Origin of the sequence: Chryseobacterium sp. G0162 (assembly GCF_003815715.1) — a bacterium.
In the GTDB taxonomy this organism is placed as follows: Bacteria; Bacteroidota; Bacteroidia; order Flavobacteriales; family Weeksellaceae; genus Chryseobacterium.
The window spans coordinates 1,543,108-1,562,358 of the sequence record NZ_CP033922.1 but is presented as its reverse complement, the minus strand read 5'-3'; the positions used below and the strand labels follow the sequence as shown (position 1 = coordinate 1,562,358).

Annotated in this window: 18 protein-coding genes; 13 read left to right on the top strand and 5 right to left on the bottom strand. The window is 36.7% G+C overall.

From position 1 onward, the window contains the following. Positions 1 to 142: 142 nt before the first annotated feature. The 5 genes from EG344_RS07205 (at position 143) to EG344_RS07185 (ending at position 4,045) form a co-directional block, all read left to right on the top strand. Complete coding sequence (locus EG344_RS07205; RefSeq protein ID WP_123859134.1) at positions 143 to 577, top strand: FKBP-type peptidyl-prolyl cis-trans isomerase; 435 nt, start codon at positions 143 to 145, stop codon at positions 575 to 577. A 140-nt stretch (positions 578 to 717) separates the two neighbouring features. Then, positions 718 to 1,668, top strand: a complete 951-nt coding sequence (locus EG344_RS07200; protein ID WP_123908894.1) for a hypothetical protein — start codon at positions 718 to 720, stop codon at positions 1,666 to 1,668. Between the two features lie 65 nt (positions 1,669 to 1,733). Next, entirely contained in the window at positions 1,734 to 2,144 is a 411-nt protein-coding gene (locus tag EG344_RS07195) for an Rrf2 family transcriptional regulator (RefSeq protein WP_123908893.1), read from the top strand. Between the two features lie 59 nt (positions 2,145 to 2,203). Then, positions 2,204 to 2,857 (top strand): NAD(P)-dependent oxidoreductase, encoded by a 654-nt coding sequence (locus tag EG344_RS07190; protein WP_123859137.1) that lies wholly within the window; start codon positions 2,204 to 2,206, stop codon positions 2,855 to 2,857. Positions 2,858 to 2,872: 15 nt separating this feature from the next. Further along, positions 2,873 to 4,045: an MBL fold metallo-hydrolase gene (locus EG344_RS07185; RefSeq protein WP_123908892.1), complete on the top strand. Its 1,173-nt coding sequence runs from the start codon at positions 2,873 to 2,875 to the stop codon at positions 4,043 to 4,045. A gap of 209 nt (positions 4,046 to 4,254) precedes the next feature. On the opposite strand, the gene EG344_RS07180 is transcribed toward EG344_RS07185, so the two are convergent. Further along, positions 4,255 to 5,289: a M23 family metallopeptidase gene (locus EG344_RS07180; RefSeq protein ID WP_123908891.1), complete on the bottom strand. Its 1,035-nt coding sequence runs from the start codon at positions 5,287 to 5,289 to the stop codon at positions 4,255 to 4,257. 224 nt (positions 5,290 to 5,513) lie between these two features. Between EG344_RS07180 and EG344_RS07175 the strand changes: the two genes are divergently transcribed. Continuing rightward, entirely contained in the window at positions 5,514 to 6,554 is a 1,041-nt protein-coding gene (locus EG344_RS07175; protein ID WP_123908890.1) for an NAD(P)H-dependent glycerol-3-phosphate dehydrogenase, read from the top strand. Between the two features lie 78 nt (positions 6,555 to 6,632). On the opposite strand, the gene EG344_RS07170 is transcribed toward EG344_RS07175, so the two are convergent. From EG344_RS07170 to EG344_RS07160, 3 genes are read right to left on the bottom strand one after another with little or no spacing between them, the layout of a single operon-like run. Further along, the gene (locus tag EG344_RS07170; protein WP_123908889.1) at positions 6,633 to 7,409 is read right to left on the bottom strand and encodes a hypothetical protein; all 777 of its coding nucleotides are present in this window, start codon (positions 7,407 to 7,409) and stop codon (positions 6,633 to 6,635) included. Between the two features lie 11 nt (positions 7,410 to 7,420). After that, the gene (locus EG344_RS07165) at positions 7,421 to 8,242 is read right to left on the bottom strand and encodes a hypothetical protein (RefSeq protein WP_123908888.1); all 822 of its coding nucleotides are present in this window, start codon (positions 8,240 to 8,242) and stop codon (positions 7,421 to 7,423) included. Between the two features lie 12 nt (positions 8,243 to 8,254). Then, positions 8,255 to 9,361: a hypothetical protein gene (locus EG344_RS07160; protein ID WP_123908887.1), complete on the bottom strand. Its 1,107-nt coding sequence runs from the start codon at positions 9,359 to 9,361 to the stop codon at positions 8,255 to 8,257. A 513-nt stretch (positions 9,362 to 9,874) separates the two neighbouring features. Between EG344_RS07160 and mqo the strand changes: the two genes are divergently transcribed. From mqo to EG344_RS07145, 3 genes are all read left to right on the top strand, one after another. After that, positions 9,875 to 11,380 (top strand): malate dehydrogenase (quinone), encoded by a 1,506-nt coding sequence (mqo, locus tag EG344_RS07155; RefSeq protein WP_123908886.1) that lies wholly within the window; start codon positions 9,875 to 9,877, stop codon positions 11,378 to 11,380. Between the two features lie 77 nt (positions 11,381 to 11,457). Next, positions 11,458 to 11,859 carry a hypothetical protein gene (locus EG344_RS07150; protein ID WP_045493119.1) on the top strand — a complete coding sequence of 134 codons (402 nt, stop codon included), beginning with the start codon at positions 11,458 to 11,460 and terminating at the stop codon, positions 11,857 to 11,859. A gap of 1 nt (position 11,860) precedes the next feature. Then, entirely contained in the window at positions 11,861 to 12,727 is an 867-nt protein-coding gene (locus EG344_RS07145; RefSeq protein WP_123908885.1) for an AadS family aminoglycoside 6-adenylyltransferase, read from the top strand. On the opposite strand, the gene EG344_RS07140 is transcribed toward EG344_RS07145, so the two are convergent. After that, positions 12,724 to 14,304: a GMC family oxidoreductase N-terminal domain-containing protein gene (locus EG344_RS07140; RefSeq protein ID WP_123908884.1), complete on the bottom strand. Its 1,581-nt coding sequence runs from the start codon at positions 14,302 to 14,304 to the stop codon at positions 12,724 to 12,726. The genes EG344_RS07145 and EG344_RS07140 overlap by 4 nt on opposite strands. A 133-nt stretch (positions 14,305 to 14,437) precedes the next feature. Here EG344_RS07140 and EG344_RS07135 point away from each other — a divergent pair, with 133 nt between their 5' ends. The 4 genes from EG344_RS07135 (at position 14,438) to EG344_RS07120 (ending at position 19,182) form a co-directional block, all read left to right on the top strand. After that, on the top strand, positions 14,438 to 15,055 hold the full coding sequence (locus tag EG344_RS07135) for a DUF1684 domain-containing protein (protein ID WP_123908883.1): 618 nt from the start codon (positions 14,438 to 14,440) through the stop codon (positions 15,053 to 15,055). A gap of 3 nt (positions 15,056 to 15,058) precedes the next feature. Further along, positions 15,059 to 15,535, top strand: coding sequence for a GNAT family N-acetyltransferase (locus EG344_RS07130; protein ID WP_123908882.1), 477 nt, complete (start codon positions 15,059 to 15,061; stop codon positions 15,533 to 15,535). Positions 15,536 to 15,607: 72 nt separating this feature from the next. After that, complete coding sequence (locus EG344_RS07125) at positions 15,608 to 16,417, top strand: glucose 1-dehydrogenase (protein WP_123908881.1); 810 nt, start codon at positions 15,608 to 15,610, stop codon at positions 16,415 to 16,417. 92 nt (positions 16,418 to 16,509) lie between these two features. Then, positions 16,510 to 19,182, top strand: coding sequence for an MGH1-like glycoside hydrolase domain-containing protein (locus EG344_RS07120; RefSeq protein ID WP_123908880.1), 2,673 nt, complete (start codon positions 16,510 to 16,512; stop codon positions 19,180 to 19,182). Positions 19,183 to 19,251 lie beyond the last annotated feature (69 nt).

Genomic DNA, 19,251 nt, shown 5'->3' with positions numbered 1-19,251 from the left:
GGTAAAATATTTTTTTGAATGCTTGCTTATTGAAGCTGATAAGACGAATTGATGCCTGTTCATATAATTAAAGTTTGAACTTCCATCTCTCAGCTTCCATCTTTCAACTCCAAAAAGCCTTATCTTTGTAAAAAATTATAATATGGGAGTAGCAGATTTGTTATTTAAACGTAAAAAAGAATTAGCCGAAAAGAATCTTAATGACGGTAAAGAATATATGGAAGAGTATGGTAAGAGAGAGAGCGTTGTTCAATTACCAAGCGGCTTACAATACGAAATTATTACAGAAGGAGATGGGGCAAAACCAGGACCAAAATCTACTGTAAAATGCCACTATCATGGAACTACCATTTCCGGTAAAGTTTTCGATAGTTCTGTAAAAAGAGGAACTCCAGCATCTTTTCCTTTGAATAGAGTGATTTCCGGATGGACAGAAGCGCTTCAGCTAATGCCGGTAGGAAGTAAGTGGAGGCTGATTATTCCACCACATTTAGCGTACGGAGATCAGGAGATCAGTAAAGAAATCGGACCAAACAGTACCCTTGTTTTTGAAGTGGAATTATTGGGGATTAAATAATCCGGCTTAAAAATAAATTAAAAGATTACCTGATTTCAGGTAATTTTTTTTATTTGTACTATATTCGTATTGATGAATTATATTGAAACTGATTGATGATTTCTCACAATGATTCAGCTATTGCACAAAAATTGGTTTGAATGAAAAAGCTACTTTCGCTCTTTATCGTTTTCGGTCTGCTGACTTCTTGTGTTTCCAGGAAGAATCAGACTATTCAACAGAATATACTTACTCTGAAGGATAGTTATTGTAAAGCTCCTTTTAAATACAACTATAGTAATAAAGTCCCTTCCCACAATTCGGATTCTATTTTAGAAGCCAATAAAGAGCTGAAAGAAATGTTTTCTGACCAGAGTATTTTAATTTTAAATGCTTTGGATAATCTGCATGAAGTTCATCAGATTATGGATCTTAAAAAAGATTCCTCTTTGGCTTCTCAGGTTAAAGTTTTACAGTTAAAGACAAAAATCAATAGTAAAATCACCATTGCCCTTACTGAATTGGATGCGGTAGCTGCAGAATTCGATTGCGAAGGCGAAAGAGTAGCACAGATAGGCAATTATGTGGATAATCTTAATTCTTCCAGAAATAATAAATTGATTCTATATTCTATCATTACAGGTGCAGCTGCCTCTATTGCCGGAGGAATTGTTGGAGATCAAGGCTGGAGCAATGCTATTGATATTGGAGGAGGGGTGCTGGGAGCAGGTTTTGGTTTAGCAACGCTTAATCCGAAAGGGAAAAAGGTAGAATTTATTCATCAGAGAAATCTTTTGAGAGATATTTGGAAAGGTAAATTGGAATCCCCAAACTTTCCACCATTTATCTGGTATATGTATACCGAAAAGAAATTTTCCAATAGAGAAGAACGTTCCATTATCGGAAACATGAAAGAAAGATGGCTTCATTATCAGTTCGATGATAATAAAGCGGCCGCAGATCAATCCGTTATTTTCAGTGATGGTGGATACTATAGAGCAGATGACCTTCATAACCGGGCTGCGATGCTGAATCAGATGCAATCGGCTACCCGAACAATCAATCAAAACATTAATTATTTACTGCTGGATCTGGATAAATTAATCCTTTAAGAAAAATTTAACTGTAATATATTTTGTTACAATTAAAATTTGTCTATCTTTGCAATGTAATTACAATGAACAATACAAGATTTGCTACGGCAATACATATAATGACCTTATTGGCGAAAAGTCCTCAGGAGTGGCTCACTTCTGATTGGATTGCGGGTAGTATCAATGTAAACCCGGTTATTGTACGTAAAGAAATCAGCGTTTTGAGAGAAGCAGGTTTAATTATCAGCAGACAAGGAAAAGAAGGAGGAAGCCATTTGGCTAAAGATGCTGAAAATATTACGATTTCTGAGATTTACAGATCAGTAAAGAATACAGAAGTACTAGGAAAGAAAAATCAGAACCCTAATCCTGCCTGTAGTGTTGGAAAAGAAATTAACAGTCATTTAAATACACTGTTTGAAGAAACAGATCAGTTGGTAAGTCAATTTTTAGGAGATAAATCTTTGCAGGAGTTCGCAAATCAGTTCGAATAAAAATTTTTTACCTATAAATGTAACAAAATTTATTACAATTTAATTAAAAATAAAACATTATGAAAAAAGTAGCAGTAATTGGTGCAACCGGATTTGTAGGAGCACACATCGTAACAGAATTATCAGACAGAGGATATGCAGTAGAAGCTTTAGTAAGAGATGCATCTAAAGTAAAAACACAGGAAAATGTAACGGCAAAAAGTGTTGATGTAAACAATGTATCAGAATTAGCAGAAGCTTTAAAAGGAAGTGATGCTGTAATCAGTGCTTTTAATGCAGGATGGACCAACCCAAATCTTTACAATGACTTTTTGAATGGTTCTGAAAATATTGAAAAAGCAGTAGAAGAATCAGGAGTAAAAAGACTGATTGTAGTAGGTGGAGCAGGAAGCCTTTACACACCGGATAATGTTCAGATCGTAGATACACCGGATTTTCCGGATGCTTACAAACCGGGAGCAACTGCTGCAAGAGATTATTTAAACAAGATCAAAGGAAATAATACCTTAGATTGGACATTCTTCAGTCCTGCAGTGGAAATGAATCAGGCTAATGTAGGATCAAGAACGGGGCAATACAGAACATCTTTGGAAACACCTGTTTTTGATGCAGAAGGAAGAAGCCGTCTTTCTGTAGAAGATGTAGCCGTAGCTTTAGTGGATGAACTGGAACAGAACAACCACATCCGTGAACGCTTCACAGCAGCCTATTAATCTAAAAAGAACAAAATGTTAAAAAGAAAGCTATTATCATTAGTGACTATTTTAGGTTTCATCAGCATATTTGCAGGGAATCTGAAAGTTAAAGTCTATAATCCCGGAACCAAGGCAATATTTCCAATTACTTCTACCATTATTTATGGTGATAAAGATGCTATGCTTATTGACGCTCAGTTTCAAAAGCAATATGCAGAACAGTTAGTAAAAGAAATAAAAGCAACGGGAAAAAACCTGAAAACCGTTTTTATTTCTCATAGTGACCCGGATTTTTATTTTGGATTAGATGTCATTAAAAAAGCTTTTCCCAACGCAAGAATTATTTCTACAGCACAGACGGCTTATCTTATTTCCGCTTCAAAGGAGGATAAACTAGCAGTTTGGAAACCGCAATTAAAAGCAGATGCTCCCTCAGAAATTATTGTTCCGGAAGCAGTGACTTCCATTCCAGATCTTGAAGGAAATACAATTGAAATCAGACAGAATCCTGAAGATCCGGCTCACAGCTTTCTTTGGATTCCATCTATTAAAACTGTTGCAGGAGGAATTTCGGTTTCTGTAGATTCACATCTTTGGATGGCAGATACTCAGAATGTAAAAGCTATTGACCAGTGGATTGAGCAGATTGATGCTATGAAATCTTTGAAACCTGAGCAGGTAATTCCATCACATTTTGCCAAACAGTCTCTATCGCCTGTATCTTTGGATTTCGTTAAAACTTACCTTGAAAATTATAAGAAAGCGGTTACGGAAAATAAAACTACAGCGGCTATCGTAGACTTTATGGTAAAGAAATATCCAAATCTTCCAGGAAAAGATGAATTGGAAATGGGGGTGAAAGTTTTCTTAGGTCAAATGGATTGGGATTTAAAATCACCTTATCCGGCTATCGGTAAGAAAGTAGAAGTTGATTTTGGAGCTGTAAAATTCCTTCTGGATTTTAAAGACAACAAAACAATGACATTCACCGGAACTGCCGGAAGCTCAAAAAACAGTACAGATACTGTAGAGTATACAGCAGTAGAAGTAGCAAAGAATATTTTTATGGTATACTGGCATGAGCCTCATTTGGGATTCAATGTAACGCATATTCAGGATTACAATAAAAATATAGTGTATTCCAATATTGCAGGACCAGATGGTACCTTTACTCATCCAAAAGGAACGCTTAAGATTCTAAAATAGAAAACAGCTGCTATGGGCAGCTGTTTTTGTTTATAGTGTAACCTTAAAACCTTGCGATAAAATAAATTCTCGCAGATTTCACAGATTTATAAGGGAAAAACTAATGTAATCCTTGAAAAACCTGTGAAGCCTGCAAGATCAGCAATACTACTACACATTATCTATCTTTTAGAGCCAAAAAAAGCTGCCTCATTAGAGACAGCTTTCTTTTATAGATTCATAAACAACTTTGGATTTACCGGAGTATTGTTTTTATGTACTTCATAATGAAGATGAGGTCCTGTAGAACGCCCGGAGTTCCCTGATTTAGCAATCACCTGACCTACTTTTACTTTATCATTCACTCTAGAAACAAGCTGTGATAAATGTCCATAAAGAGTAGCCAGTCCGTTTCCATGAGAAACAATGACACAATTCCCATAACCACCTTTCTGCCCGGAGAAAATAACGGTTCCCGCGGCGGCGGCTCTTACATCAGAACCGAATGCAACGGCAATATCCAGTCCTTTATGGAATTGCATCTGGTCCGCTTCAGCTGGAGGATTATTTCTTTCCATAGGAGCCGCTTTAGAAGTAGTTGTTCCTGCAACAGCTTTTGTAGCAGGAGCTGAAGCTGCCGGTGCAGAAGCTACAGGAGCTGCTTTTGGAGTGACCATCACTTTAACTTCTCTTTTATTTCCATAACTGTCTGTTAATTCAACGATTTTTTCTACAGGTTCGGCTTTAGCTTCCGGCTTTGGTGCCGCTGCTGCAACAGGTTTAGCTTCTGTAGTAGCACTCGATTTTACCGAAGCAAAAACAGTTCTAAATGGAATAGGATTTTTTCTGATCCCGAAATTAGATGAAATATATCCATCTGTAGGCATTCCTAATGGAACCTCCATCAGTTTTTTCTGTAGGTTCATCAGGTATTGGCTGTATCGGTTGGCTTGTTTGGAAAGATAAATAGAATTGGCAATACTGTCCTGATTAAGCATCATTAGCTTTTCATTTGAAATGTCTTTAGACTTCAGGAAAGAGTTCAGTTGGGCAACGGTCTGATCTACCAGCGTAAGATCAGTTTTCATTTTCAGATAATCTACACTGTCTTTTTCAGTGTTTATTTTTACAAGATTCACTGCGTAGGTTTTGTCATCCTTCTCTGAGAAAAGTTTGGCAATGAAGATACCTTGTGCAAAAACTACTAGTAAAAGTCCTCCCAGGAGAATGTTTACGTTCTTCTTGCTGTTTAGAAATTTTTTCATATTTCCTCTCTTAGAATATTTAAAACGGTTTTCAGCTGCAAATTTAATTAAAAATAAGTTTTGTTGGTTATTGTTAATTAAAATTCAGTTTTTTCTGTATCTAACGCTTAATTGTATATTTAATTGTGTTGAAGCATTATTTTTTTCAGAAAATGGTTTTTTATCATGCCTTAAAGTATTCTGTTAAATCTTTGTTTAATATATTTGCAGTTCACATTCCAATTATGGCTAAAAAGAAAATTATTTCAGAATCTTCGAATCCAAAAAAGACTAAAAAGGATGTTTCTGTAGGAGTAGTAGGAAGCGGAAGTTTTGCAACTGCTATCGTAAAAATGCTTGTTGAAAATTGTAAAGTTGTGCACTGGTGTGTAAGAAGTGAGTTTGTAAAAGGAGCTATTGAGCTTCGAGGACATAACCCGACTTATCTTACGGCGGCTCATTTTAATCTGAAGAGTTTAAAACTGACCACAGATATTAATGAACTGGTTTCTGCGTGTGATGTCGTTGTATTGGCAACACCTTCCATTTACCTGTCAGATACTTTGGATAAGATGACCTGTGATTATTCAGATAAAATCTTTGTTTCTGCAATCAAGGGAATTATTCCTAAAGTAAATGATGTGGTAGCCCATTACCTGCGTGATGAATTTAAGATCGGTTTCAGAAACCAGGCGGTCATTGCAGGGCCTTGTCATGCAGAAGAGGTTGCGATGGAAAGACTTTCTTACCTCACCATTGCTACCGTAGAAGATGAAACAGCAGAAAAGCTGGAAGGAATTTTCAGTTCAGATTTTATTAAGGTACAAACCAGTAAAGATATTCTGGGAAATGAGTACAGTGCCATTCTTAAAAACATTTTTGCTATCGGAGCAGGAATTGCAAGCGGATTAGGATATGGAGATAACTTTACTGCCGTTTTTGTATCTAATGCGATCCGTGAAATGGAAATCTTCCTGGAAGCTATCTATGAAGCACCGAGAGATGTAAATGAAAGTGCTTACCTTGGAGACCTTTTGGTAACCGCTTATTCACTTTTTTCAAGAAACAGAAACCTTGGAAACCTTATCGGAAAAGGATATACTGTAAAATCAGCAATCCAGTCCATGAACATGGTCGCGGAAGGGTATTATGCCGCACAATCCATTTACAAGACTTCAAAACAGAAAAACCTGAAATTGCCTATTATTGATACGGTATATGGCATTCTTTATGAAGGTAAAAATGCTGAAAAACAGTTTAAAAAACTGACCGCAAAACTAAATTAAAAAACAAGGTTCCACATTCCAGAACCTTGTTTTAATACCTATATTGAAGACTTAAGTAGTAGTTTACTTAAGTCTTTTTTATTGACTCATTTTAGTAATAACAAGTGCCAGTGACGAACGAACATTCAGATTGCTGGCCGTAAATCCGTTGCCTGTATCAAATTCAAATTTTTGACGGATAGTGGTAGGGGCAGCTAAAGTCAAAAAATAACTTCCCTGAAAAAAAGTAAAAGAGCTTGATAACTGACACATTCTGTTAATTTCCGTAATATTAGTACCAGTTACTGCATTGATAATATATGATCGTGTGCAGGTGAAGTTTTGAGACAGGTATTGTGTATTGGCTGTTCCATTATTGTTATTTGCATTGCTGGAATCTACAGAATACCGAAGGATGTATGTTCCAGCCGGTAAAGTAATAGTAGAAGTATCAGATCCTAGTGAGGCAGCTGTAATTTTATTGGCAGCTACGGTGAAGTTGGTAAGTGTATTATTTGTACTTCCGGTAGGAATTAAAATACCTGAATTGATAATTAAGGACATAGACTGAGGTTCCGTTCCGGCAAGTATAAAACGTTGCCATTGATCTCTGATCCATACATAATATCCTTTAGGAAAAACAGAGGTTCCTCCTTTATTATAAATCATCAGACCATCGGCAGGATTAGCAATGGGGGTTGATGTACTATTCAGTACCGTAAGATCATATTGAGGAAAAAGCACTCCTTTATCGGATGAATTAATGTCTAGGACACTGCTTGCGTTAGGATTTGTTGTATTAATACCAACTTGTGCGTTAACGCGCGTGCTCAACAGTATTATAGTTATACAAGCAAGATAAATATAGTTTTTCATTGTAATAGTAATTATTGATTAAGGGCTGATCTTTGAATATCAATTTTAGCATTGGTAATAATAATTTCTCCGTTATTGGGAGTTGTTCCTCCTGCTCCCTGTTGATAAGTACCTCCTGCATCATGTGCAATGGAAGGAACTAATGTAATAGGGGTAACTGATGTGGAAACAAAAGAAAAGCTCATATTTAAAGTATGTGTTTTATTAGTCGCTATCGATTGTGCATTGATGCTTATTGTTTTTCCATATTGAGTTCCTGAAACAGGATCAATAAGTTTTACAAGATATTGATGCAATTGTATAGGAGTACCTCCAATTCCGGCAGTAGTACTTTCCAATGCCGTTCTTATATTCAGGCATACATTGACCAGGTAACCACTATTTCCGGGAAGTGTAATGACTCCTGACGTGGTGTTGTAAGATGCTCCAATATCATTTGAAACAACCGTAAAAGAAGCATCATTAAAATTTTTAAAAGTACCGTTGGCGAGGTTTCCCAATATTGTATAATCTGTAGTACGTTGAAGCATCATATAGCTTACGAGATTGTAAGTATCAGCGAGCTGAGTCCATCGGTTGTTTTTCCATATATAAAGACCGGGGCTGATAGAATTTCCTTTATTGTATACAATAAGCCCTTCTGCAGGATTAGGAACAGGGGTGATATTGTTCAATATGTCTACGATATCTACTCTGGGAAGAAGAACACCTTTATTTGTAGATTCGGATACTTCCAATACAGCTGAGCTATTAACAGTAGATTTCCCAATTCCTACTTGCGCGTATATTGTTTGTGCTATAATAAATAATAGGAGAATATAACCTTTTTTCATGTGTTTTTGTTTTTAAAGTTGTGATATTTTAATGTAAGACCCAGTTGGTATCACGTTGACAAGATCATAAAACGTACTGTTCTGCATTCTTCCCAATCGTAATCTTAGTCCTCCAATGATGTTGGCATTGGCATTAGTAGGAACACTGTAATAGTAGGACCAAGTTGCTAAATGATTGGTATTTACTTTAGAGACAATGGGAACTTCCTTTCTTGTATTAGCTCCTGATACAAACGTATTACTGGTGTTATTGTATTGATCGTTGGTAAAATCTATAAAATATCCCATCAGATAATAAGTACTTCCTGAAAGAGGAGCGGTTCCCCCTTGTCCTGAAGGACTTTCCTGAGGCGAATTTAAATTAAGATTCACTTCTACCAGATAATTTCCTTGAGGAAGAACCAGAGAATATCCTCCAGAACTTGGATTCTGAACTACTTTGAAACCATTAATGTTGGATACACCGGAGACCGCCGGAGGGTTCACTAACAATTGAGTGTTAGCTCCGGCAACAGCATTATCCAATGCAGAGAGATTTCCTGTGAAATCGAGATAAGCAACCTTGGGAGTATTTTCGGCATCAATAGTACTTTGCCATTGTTTGGTAGTTCCGTTAAAAACATGTATGGCTTTATTATTAGTATTATTTCCTCCATTAAAACCAATAAGAGCATTAGCCGGTGAAGAGACAGGAGTAGTTATGCTGCTGAGATTGGTAATGTTCAGGTTAGGGAATAGCAATCCTTTACTTCCTCCTGAAATGACTAATGTGGGAGCACTCGTATAACCGCTTCCTCCGTTATTAATAGTGATACTGGTTATGGTTCCATTAGAGATATTAGCCGTAGCCCGTGCTTTAGTACCCCCGTTTACAATGGGGCCGCCGCCATAAAAATTAATGGTAGGTGCTGTAATATACCCACTTCCACCGTTGGTTATGGTAATTCCGTTTACAGCCCCACCTGATACCGTGGCTGTAGCTGTTGCAGAAACTCCATTGAAATTTTCGATATGCAAAATTGCACTGGGGTCCGGTTTGGACGTGTTGATTCCTACACTTCCGCTTTGGGCTAATGCCATTGTAGCGAAAAATGTACTTAAGAAGTTAACAATTTTCATCTTTTATATGTTTACGAAATAATTTTAACTAAATACACATGGAATATGGTATTAAATCAATTGAAAGGTACGTATAAAAAATGATTAATTTGTGATTTTTTTACATGATTAATGCTTTTAAATTATTATTTTATCAATTAAAAGTGAGTTTTATTTGTTTATTTTTAATTTGTATTCACTTATTTTTGAAAAATTATATGTACATAAACTATTATGATTAAGGTATTTTGTATTGCAAACTTTAATGAACTTAAATTAATATAAAATAGATAAGAGACTGAAATGTGATAATTACTTACTTTTTGGTGAATTATATGAGTCAAAATTTAATGTTAATTTAATAAAAAACATGATTTATAATTCATCATTTCAATGTTACTTTATTGATACTTTCCATCATATCGCCTTGCATAATTCAGAAGTGCTTTCAGAACAAAAAATAACGTGTTAAAATCGTTAAACGCGTTTCTCTTTTTAAAAGTTTTCCCGAAATTTGAACTAAAATTTAAAATTATGTCACAATCGCTTACAAGCAGAACACCGAAACCTAAATACGACGTTGTACTGATAGGGGGCGGAATCATGAGCGCCACTTTAGCAACACTGCTTCATGAATTTGATCCAACACTTGAAATTGCCATCTTCGAGAGATTAGGAAGGTTTGCCAAAGAAAGTACAGCAGCTTGGAACAACGCCGGAACAGGGCACTCCGCATTTTGTGAGCTAAATTATACACCGGAAAATCCGGATGGTAGTATTGATATCAAGAAAGCTGAAAGTATCGCAGAACAATTTGAAATTTCAAAACAGTTCTGGGCTTATTTATTAGCGAAAGGATATATTCAGGACCCGAAAGACTTCATCAATTCATGTCCACATATGAGTCTGGTATTTGGAGAAAAAGATGCTGAATATCTTAAAAAGCGTCATGATAAAATGTCCGAATCAGTTCTTTTCTCAGGGATGGAATTTTCTACAGATCATGATAAACTGAGAGAATGGATCCCATTGGTAATGAGCAAAAGAAACAAATCTGAAATAATGGCTGCCACCAAAATGGATATGGGTACTGACGTTAACTTTGGAACATTAACCAGAAAAATGGGCAGACACCTGTTGGAAGATTCTAATGTAGAAGTATTTTTATACCATGAGGTAAAAGATATCAGCCCTAAGGAAGATGGAAAGTGGGAAATGAAGGTGAAAGACAGAATTCATAACCATAAACAGGAGGTGAATGCTGATTTTGTATTCATTGGTGCCGGAGGATACGCCCTTCCGCTTTTGGATAGCTCAGATATTAAAGAAAGCGAAGGCTATGGAGGATTTCCGGTTTCCGGACAATGGTTGGTAACTCATAATCAGGAATTGGTAGAGAAACACCAGGCTAAAGTATATACACAGGCAACCGTAGATGCACCGCCAATGTCTGTTCCTCACCTTGATCTTAGAATTATTGATGGCCAAAAAGCCCTTCTTTTCGGACCTTTCGCAGGATTTTCAACAAAATTTCTGAAAGAAGGAAGCTATCTTGATTTACCGGAAAGTGTTAATACTAAAAACTTAAGATCTTTATTTGGTGCATGGTGGCATAATCTTCCTCTTACCAAATACCTTATTCAGCAGGTAGCGATGACCAAGTCTCAAAGAATGCAGCACTTAAGAGAATTTATCAAGGACGCTAAAGAAGAGGATTGGGAATTGAAAGTAGCAGGCCAAAGAGTTCAGATCATCAAAAAAGATGATAAGTTAGGAGGTAAATTAGAGTTCGGAACAGAGGTAGTAGTAAATAAAAACGGTACAATTGCTTCTTTATTGGGGGCTTCACCGGGCGCATCTACAGCAGTACAGGCAATGCTTAATGTTCTTGAGAAATGTTTCCCAGAGAAACTTCATGGAGAATGGAGAGACAAATTGCTTGAAATGGTTCCATCATACGGACAAAAGCTGGCAGAGCATCCTGAACTTACTGAAAAAGTAAGGAAGTATACCAAAGAAAAGCTTGAATTAGAATACTAAATATTAATAATGAGCAATGAATAATAAGCATTACCAACAGCATTATTCATTGCTCATCCCTTATTACTCATAAAAAGGTGGAAGAAATCGTTATAAAACCGGTTATTGCAAAAGAGCTCCTGGAATCTCTTCAGACAAAGATAGAAGAAGAGAAACAGGTGATTGTACACTGTTGCTTTCCCGCATCACCATTTTTAGGGAATCTAATCAGGATCTGGCATTCGACTTATCTTTTTGATAACCAATCTGAGCATAGAAGCAAGATGATTCATGCGGAGAATATTTCAATTTCTCCTTATTGGACACCTGTTCCCTTTATGCAGGACTTTTGGTTTACTTTAATCTTTTCAGGGTTACCAAAAGACTGTAAAAGTTTTGATCTTAAAGAAGTTATTCCTGAAGAAGGTGGCTTCTTTGTAGAATCTATTAAAAGGAATTCTTCCGATGTCTATCGGGTAAAAATATCCGAATCTTATTAGCATGAAGATAAGGGACGAAAAGCTGGAGCAAATCATTCACTGGGCAGAAAATAATCAGGATATCCGTGCTGTCCTGTTAACCAGTTCATTGGTCAATCCCTATGCTCCGGTAGATGATTTTAGTGATCTTGATGTGGAGCTGGTTTTTCAAAGCAGAAAAGCTTATGAAGACAATAATGAATGGATCAGCCTTTTCGGAGAGCCAATTTCCATGATTGAAGAAGATGATACAGTCTTTGATGGAAAACATGCTATGAAGATGGTTTTGTATAAAGACCATGTGAAAGTAGATTTTAAACTATACCAGGTATCAGAATTTTCCGAAGAAGTGAAGGAAGAAAAACTTCCTGATGATTGGGATGTAGGATATAAGGTTTTGATTGATAAAGATGGTCTTACAAAGGATCTGAAGGCTCCAACCCATCAATCCATAATGATTCATCAGCCCACGGAAAAGAAATTTAAGCAGCTACTGAATGATTTCTGGTGGGATACCACTTATGTGGCGAAATGCCTTAAGCGTGGTGATATTTTCTATGCTAAATTCATGTCTGAAGATGTATTGAGAACAGACTATCTGGTTCCTTTAATCGAATGGTATATTGCAAGTTCCCATGAATGGAATAATATAACTACGAATAAACACGGAAGGCTCTTTAAAAAACACCTTTCTGCAGAGCTATGGAGTAGAGTAGAAGCTACTTTTTCAGGATATGATATTGAAGAAAACTGGACAGCATTGTTTGCTTTTGCTGATCTTGTTCATGAGTTGGGAACTGCCTTAGCAGAAAAACTGAATTTTGAATATCCTTTCCAGCATGAAACAGATATTCGTCATTATCTCAGAGAAGTAAAAGAGCTGCTTTAAGCAAACTCATTCTGTCGGATCAGATTTTCAATACAATATTCTGCAATAGCAGTAATCGTTACAAACGGATTAACTCCAATAGTTCCGGGAATTAAAGATCCATCCAATACATAAAGGTTTTCATGGTCCTTTAATTTTCCAAATTCATTGGTTGCTTCTCCTAATACACATCCGCCAAGGGGATGATAACAAATATCTGCTCCAAAACCATTATTGAAAAGGAAATGACTTCTGGTTCCTCCATTCGCTTTATTCATTTTCCGGATAAAATACTTGGCATTTTCTTTCATTTTGGATGTATGGCTTTCATCCCAGTTCAATCTGATTTTTTGAGTGATTTTATCATAACCAACTTCTCCTTTTTTATCCACTCTGTTGATGAGCAGATACAATGCCGTGGCAACATCCATTCCCATTGGTAAGGGGGCAATTTCTGTAAAGAAAGGATGTTCTTTATCTTCCCAGTTATCAATGCCACCCACCGGAATTGTTGATTGTTTTGATCCTGTTCCGCCTGATAATGGTTTTACCCAGTTTCTTCCGGTCATAAAATTCCCGTTATTTCCCCAATTCTTACCGATTTGTTCATGAATAGGAAGGTTATTAACTGCATTAGAATGCAGCAGCAGTTGTAAAGTTCCCATAGTTCCAGCCGAAAGGATCAGTTTTTTACAATTAAAAACCTTGTCTGCAACTATATTTCCGGAGGTATCAATTTGCTGTACAGTGAGTGTATAACTTTTATCATCATTGAGGTTAATATGATCCACACAATGAAGATCCAGAATTTCAAGATTTCCGGTTTCCATTGCTTTTTTCAGATAGGTTTTATCTAAACTGTTTTTACCATGGTTATTTCCATAGATCACTTCGGTATTGAGTGCTGAGCGGGGAACTTCATTCCTGAATTCCTTTTCCATATATTTAAAGTCATATACATTGGGAACCCGCATCGTTTTGAAGCCGGCTTTATGAGCTTCTTCTTCACCTACCCTCGTAAATTTATAATAGGGACATTCTTTTAGAAACTGTTCATCAATAACATTTACTTTAAGTTCTTCCTGTACCAACGGAAAGTAATGACTGTAAAATTTTTCAGCATCCAGATTGGGAAAAACTTCTCTGAAATAGCTTTCTTTGGGAGTCACGGCCATTCCGCCATTAACAAGTGAGCCTCCGCCTACCCCTCTTCCTACCCAAATATTAAGGTGTTCAAAATCCAGGCGGTCCAATGTTCCGGTAAAAGGAGTCAGAGAGAATAAATTCATAAAGGGAGCAATACTTTTCTTTTTCAGCCATGCGGCACTTTTCCCTGGTTTCAGAAGATTAGAGAATGGAATCCCTGATTTTTCCCAATTAAGACCCATCTCCAGCAGAACAACTTTCTTGCCGGCTTCACACAGTCGTAAAGCAGAAACAGCGCCCCCATATCCACTCCCAATGATAATAACAGGAGCATCTACAGTTTCTTTTATCCTATTGGCCCTTCGTTCAGCTGCCTGAAAAAGATCCGATTGTAGAAAATAAAAACCTGAGATAGCTAGTACGCTCGTTTTGATGAATTTCTTTCTGTCCATGGGCTTTTATAGTCAAAAAGTATGCTAGAACAACGATAACTTATTTTGTTTAAAACAGATTATGCTTTTTTAGTACAGTTTTAACTTTTCATACGGCGAAAAAATTCATAGTTTTACTTATAATTTTAAGTTCATGAGAAGATATATACTCCTATTTTTGCTTTTACCTTTGTTATTTTTTTCTCAAAAAAAAGTTTCTAAAGAGGTAATAGAGATTAAAAAATTTCAAAAAGATCTTGATAAAGAATATCTGGATCCAAAGGAGACTCCCTTACGTGGGGACAATTTTAAGAATTTTAAAAAGCATCCGTTTTTCCCGATAGATATGAAATACCGGGTAACGGCAAAATTTGTTACCACTAAAGATGCACAGCCTTTTGAGCTGCCAACATCTTCAGGCAAAACAAAGTCTTATAAAGAATATGGAAAGGCAACATTTGAACTGGACGGAAAGCCCTATACACTAACGCTATATCAGAGTCTGGATCTGATTAAACAGGACAAGTACAAAGACTACCTTTTCCTGCCATTTCGTGATGCTACCAATGAAAAAGAAACGTATGGTGGCGGAAAATATATGGATCTGAAAATTCCTAAGGGAAATACCATCATTCTGGATTTTAACCAGTCTTATCATCCGTTTTGTGCTTATAATGCCTATGATTATAACTGTCCTATTGTTCCTGAAGAAAATAAACTTCCGGTGGAAATACGGGCGGGGGTAATGTATGAAGATATTTATCATCATTAAAGTATGGTAAAACTAGAATTTTTTAAATCAGAAGAGCATCTTTCAGGAGTTAGCTATAGTTTAGACGAAAGTCAGTTACGTTTCACCGCTTCAGCCGATCAGGCTTTACAAAGAATTAGAGAAAGAGACGATAATCATGCGTTTCCCATTATCATCCTGGAAGATAATATTCCGGCAGGATTTTTTGTCCTTGATTTTGGAAATGATAAATTCGAACTTACAGATAATGAGAATGCTGTATTGGTAAGATCCCTATCTGTAAATCCTGTAATGCAGGGTAAGGGAATCGGGAAAATTGCCATGATGCAGGTAGACGATTTTATAAGGGAAAACTTTAAACAGTGTGATGAAATTGTTTTGGCTGTTAACCAGGAAAATGATTCTGCATATCACATTTATCTTAAAGCCGGATATATTTATGATGGTAAAACCAGAATGGGAAGAAACGGTCCGCAATATCTGATGTATAAAAAACTTTAATAAAATTTTAAAATCATAATTTTTTTCTTGCTGATTTCTTTCCATAACTTTGAGTAACATCAATTTACAAATATGGAAATATCACTTCATAATCAGGTAGCAGTGGTTACCGGAGCCTCCAGTGGAATAGGATCCGGAATTGCAAAATCATTGGCTTCCGCAGGAGCAATTGTTATTGTCAATCATTCTTCACCAAGGTCTCAGGACGAGGCAAAATCAGTATTAAAAGAGATTACGGATGCTGGAGGAAAAGGAATTACCTATCAATGTGATGTCTCACAGGAAGATCAGGTAATTCGGATGTTTCAGGATGTTGTTTCAGAATTTGGAACGGTAGATATTCTAGTAAATAATGCCGGAATACAGAAAGATGCCAAGTTTACGGAAATGACTTTAGATCAATGGAATGCAGTAATAGGGGTAAACCTCACTGGTCAGTTTCTTTGTGCAAGGGAAGCCATTAAGGAGTTTCTTCGCCGGGGAATAGATCCTTCCCGTTCCATAGCTTGTGGAAAGATTATCCATATCAGTTCTGTACATGAGATTATTCCCTGGGCAGGACATGCTAATTATGCGGCCAGTAAAGGAGCTATCAGAATGCTGATGCAGACATTAGCTCAGGAATATGGTGCGGATAAGATCCGTGTCAATTCTATTTGTCCGGGCGCCATTCAGACACCTATTAACCAAAATGCATGGAATACCCCGGAGGCTCTCAGTTCACTCCTCACCCTTATTCCTTATAACAGAATCGGACAACCGCAGGATATAGGAAATTTGGCTGTATTTCTTGCCAGTGATCTCGCTGACTATATTACCGGAACCAGTATTTTCGTTGATGGCGGAATGACTACGTTCGAGAGTTTCTCTACAGGCGGGTAGAGTTTCTCATTCAAGATTTAAAGTTAGGAATTGTTATCATGAGTACGTGATAGTTTTACCATTATATTATGTATTACTCTTAATTAACGCTTATGTCAGAAAAACAGAGAGTTTCAGATATCTCATGGAAAAAATGGGGACCCTATGTAAGTAACCGTGAATGGGGACTTGTTCGTGAAGATTACAGTGAAAATGGAGATGCCTGGAATTATACTAATCATGACACGGCAGAAGCCAAGACCTACCGATGGGGTGAGGAAGGTATCTGTGGAATATGTGATGATCTTCAGAAGCTTGTATTTTCCGTTGGGTTCTGGAATAAAAAGGATAGAATGGTAAAGGAACGTTTTTTTGGTCTTACCAATGGGCAGGGAAATCATGGGGAAGACGTAAAGGAATATTTTTATTATCTGGATTCCACACCTACGCATTCTTATATGAAGATGTTGTATAAATATCCTCAAAATCCTTTTCCTTATGATGACTTGATTAAAACCAATGCAGAAAGAAGTAAAGAAGAGCCTGAGTACGAGTTAATCGATACCGGAATTCTGGAACACAATGAATATTTCGATATTTTTATTGAATATGTTAAACAAAGTCAGAACGATATCCTTGTCAGACTAACAATTGTCAACAAAGCTGAAAAAGATGCAGACCTTATCATTTTGCCTACAATCTGGTTCAGAAACACTTGGAACTGGGGATATGATGATTATAAACCTGAATTGTCTGCTGAAGAAGCCAATCACATCAGAATAAATCATAAGGATCTTGAAGTGAAGAATTTATACGCAAGACAATCTTTAAAAGTATTGTTTTGTAATAATGAGACCAATAATGAAAGACTTTATCAATCTTCCAATGAATCAAGGTATTGTAAGGATGGAATTAATGATTTTGTTCTGAACGGAAACTCCCAAGCGGTTAACCCTAAAAATACAGGTACAAAAGCTTCATTTTTTATTGATGAATGTATTAAAGCTAAAGAATCCAGAGTATATGAATTCCGGCTTTCGGATAAGGAATTAAAAGATCCGTTCAGTGATTTTGAATCTACTTTTGAAGCAAGGCACAAAGAGGCAGATGAATTTTATGCTGAGGTTCAGAAAGGGATTCAGTCTGAGGATGAAAAGCTGATACAGCGACAGGCATTTGCCGGTATGCTTTGGAATAAAATGTTTTACCATTATAATGTTGAAAAATGGCTGAAAGGTGATCCTGCAGAGATGCCACCTCCTAAATCCCGTGAAAGAATAAGGAATTACGATTGGAAGCACCTCAATAATGAACATATTATTTCGATGCCTGATAAATGGGAGTATCCATGGTATGCTACCTGGGATCTTGCTTTTCATACGATCAGTTTTTCATTGATAGATCCGGATTTTGCCAAGCACCAGCTGAAACTTTTCTTATTTGAATGGTATATGCATCCAAATGGGCAGTTACCTGCCTATGAATGGAATTTTAGTGACGTGAACCCGCCTGTACATGCATGGGCTGTTTTCAGGGTGTTTAAGATTGATGAATACTTGAAAGAAAAACCTGATCTTGAATTTTTAGAAAGTGCTTTTCAGAAGCTTCTGATGAACTTTACATGGTGGGTGAATAAAAAGGATATCAATGGTAATAATATTTTTGAGGGTGGCTTTTTAGGACTTGATAATATCGGCGTTTTTGATAGAAATTGCACTTTGCCCAATGGAGAGCAGCTTGAACAATCAGACGGAACAAGCTGGATGGCTATGTTCGCTTTGAATATGATGCGGATTGCGTTGGAACTTGCTCAGTATAATAATGTATACGAAGAAATGGCAATGAAGTTTTTTGAACATTTTCTGGCCATTGCCAATTCGCTGGATAATATGGGAGATGAAAATTTCAGCCTTTGGGATGAGGAGGATGAATTTTTTTATGATGCAATTGCTTCCAATGATGGTACTCATATGTATCTAAGACTAAGAACCATTGTAGGATTAATTCCTATGTTTGCCGTTGAAGTAATAGATGATGAAATGATTGAAAACCTGCCCAACTTCAAGAAAAGAATGAAATGGGTATTGGATAATAAACCCGAACTGGCTGCCCTGGTTTCAAGATGGGAAGTGAAAGGTCAGGATTCCAAACACCTTTTATCTTTGTTGCGAGGGCATCGGTTAAAAAGATTGCTTGCGAGAATGTTGAACCCTGACGAATTTCTAAGCGAATATGGGGTAAGGGCTCTTTCAAAAGAATATGAGAAAAACCCTTACACACTGAATCTCAATGAAACTGATTATAGCGTAAAATATACTCCTGCAGAAAGCGACAGTGGATTGTTTGGAGGGAACAGCAACTGGCGAGGACCAATTTGGTTTCCAATCAATTTTTTGATTATCGATAGTCTCCAGCGGTTTTTCTTCTATTACAGCCCCGACTTTTTAGTTGAATATCCTACCGGTAGTGGAAATTATTCGAGCTTGGATCAGATTGCTGATTCTTTAAATAAACGGCTGGCAAAAATATTTTTAAAGGATGAAGATGGCAAACGGCCTGTACATGGACAGTATGAAAAATTTCAAACTGATCCTGATTTTAAAGATTATATTTTATTCTACGAATATTTCCATGGTGATAATGGTCGTGGAGTAGGAGCTTCTCATCAAACAGGTTGGACAGGGCTTATTGCTAAAATTCTGCAGCCAAGGTTTACTAAGAAAGCAATTGCTGAATCCGAAACAGAAATGCCGGAGGATATTGAAGAAAATAAAAAAATAAATTAGGTTGAGGAAGTTGAGATAGTGAAGAATACTCATATTGCTGAGACTGTGAAAAGGAAAGATAAATAAATA

What these genes read in the sequence shown, in the direction of transcription:
- EG344_RS07170 (WP_123908889.1), bottom strand. Translation starts at nt 7,409, where the DNA reads ATGAAAAACTATATTTATCTTGCTTGTATAACTATAATACTGTTGAGC.
- EG344_RS07175 (WP_123908890.1), top strand. Translation starts at nt 5,514, where the DNA reads ATGGCTAAAAAGAAAATTATTTCAGAATCTTCGAATCCAAAAAAGACT.
- EG344_RS07120 (WP_123908880.1), top strand. Translation starts at nt 16,510, where the DNA reads ATGTCAGAAAAACAGAGAGTTTCAGATATCTCATGGAAAAAATGGGGA.
- EG344_RS07140 (WP_123908884.1), bottom strand. Translation starts at nt 14,304, where the DNA reads ATGGACAGAAAGAAATTCATCAAAACGAGCGTACTAGCTATCTCAGGT.
- EG344_RS07205 (WP_123859134.1), top strand. Translation starts at nt 143, where the DNA reads ATGGGAGTAGCAGATTTGTTATTTAAACGTAAAAAAGAATTAGCCGAA.
- EG344_RS07185 (WP_123908892.1), top strand. Translation starts at nt 2,873, where the DNA reads ATGTTAAAAAGAAAGCTATTATCATTAGTGACTATTTTAGGTTTCATC.
- mqo (WP_123908886.1), top strand. Translation starts at nt 9,875, where the DNA reads ATGTCACAATCGCTTACAAGCAGAACACCGAAACCTAAATACGACGTT.
- EG344_RS07130 (WP_123908882.1), top strand. Translation starts at nt 15,059, where the DNA reads ATGGTAAAACTAGAATTTTTTAAATCAGAAGAGCATCTTTCAGGAGTT.
- EG344_RS07190 (WP_123859137.1), top strand. Translation starts at nt 2,204, where the DNA reads ATGAAAAAAGTAGCAGTAATTGGTGCAACCGGATTTGTAGGAGCACAC.
- EG344_RS07180 (WP_123908891.1), bottom strand. Translation starts at nt 5,289, where the DNA reads ATGAAAAAATTTCTAAACAGCAAGAAGAACGTAAACATTCTCCTGGGA.
- EG344_RS07200 (WP_123908894.1), top strand. Translation starts at nt 718, where the DNA reads ATGAAAAAGCTACTTTCGCTCTTTATCGTTTTCGGTCTGCTGACTTCT.
- EG344_RS07145 (WP_123908885.1), top strand. Translation starts at nt 11,861, where the DNA reads ATGAAGATAAGGGACGAAAAGCTGGAGCAAATCATTCACTGGGCAGAA.
- EG344_RS07135 (WP_123908883.1), top strand. Translation starts at nt 14,438, where the DNA reads ATGAGAAGATATATACTCCTATTTTTGCTTTTACCTTTGTTATTTTTT.
- EG344_RS07165 (WP_123908888.1), bottom strand. Translation starts at nt 8,242, where the DNA reads ATGAAAAAAGGTTATATTCTCCTATTATTTATTATAGCACAAACAATA.
- EG344_RS07160 (WP_123908887.1), bottom strand. Translation starts at nt 9,361, where the DNA reads ATGAAAATTGTTAACTTCTTAAGTACATTTTTCGCTACAATGGCATTA.
- EG344_RS07125 (WP_123908881.1), top strand. Translation starts at nt 15,608, where the DNA reads ATGGAAATATCACTTCATAATCAGGTAGCAGTGGTTACCGGAGCCTCC.
- EG344_RS07195 (WP_123908893.1), top strand. Translation starts at nt 1,734, where the DNA reads ATGAACAATACAAGATTTGCTACGGCAATACATATAATGACCTTATTG.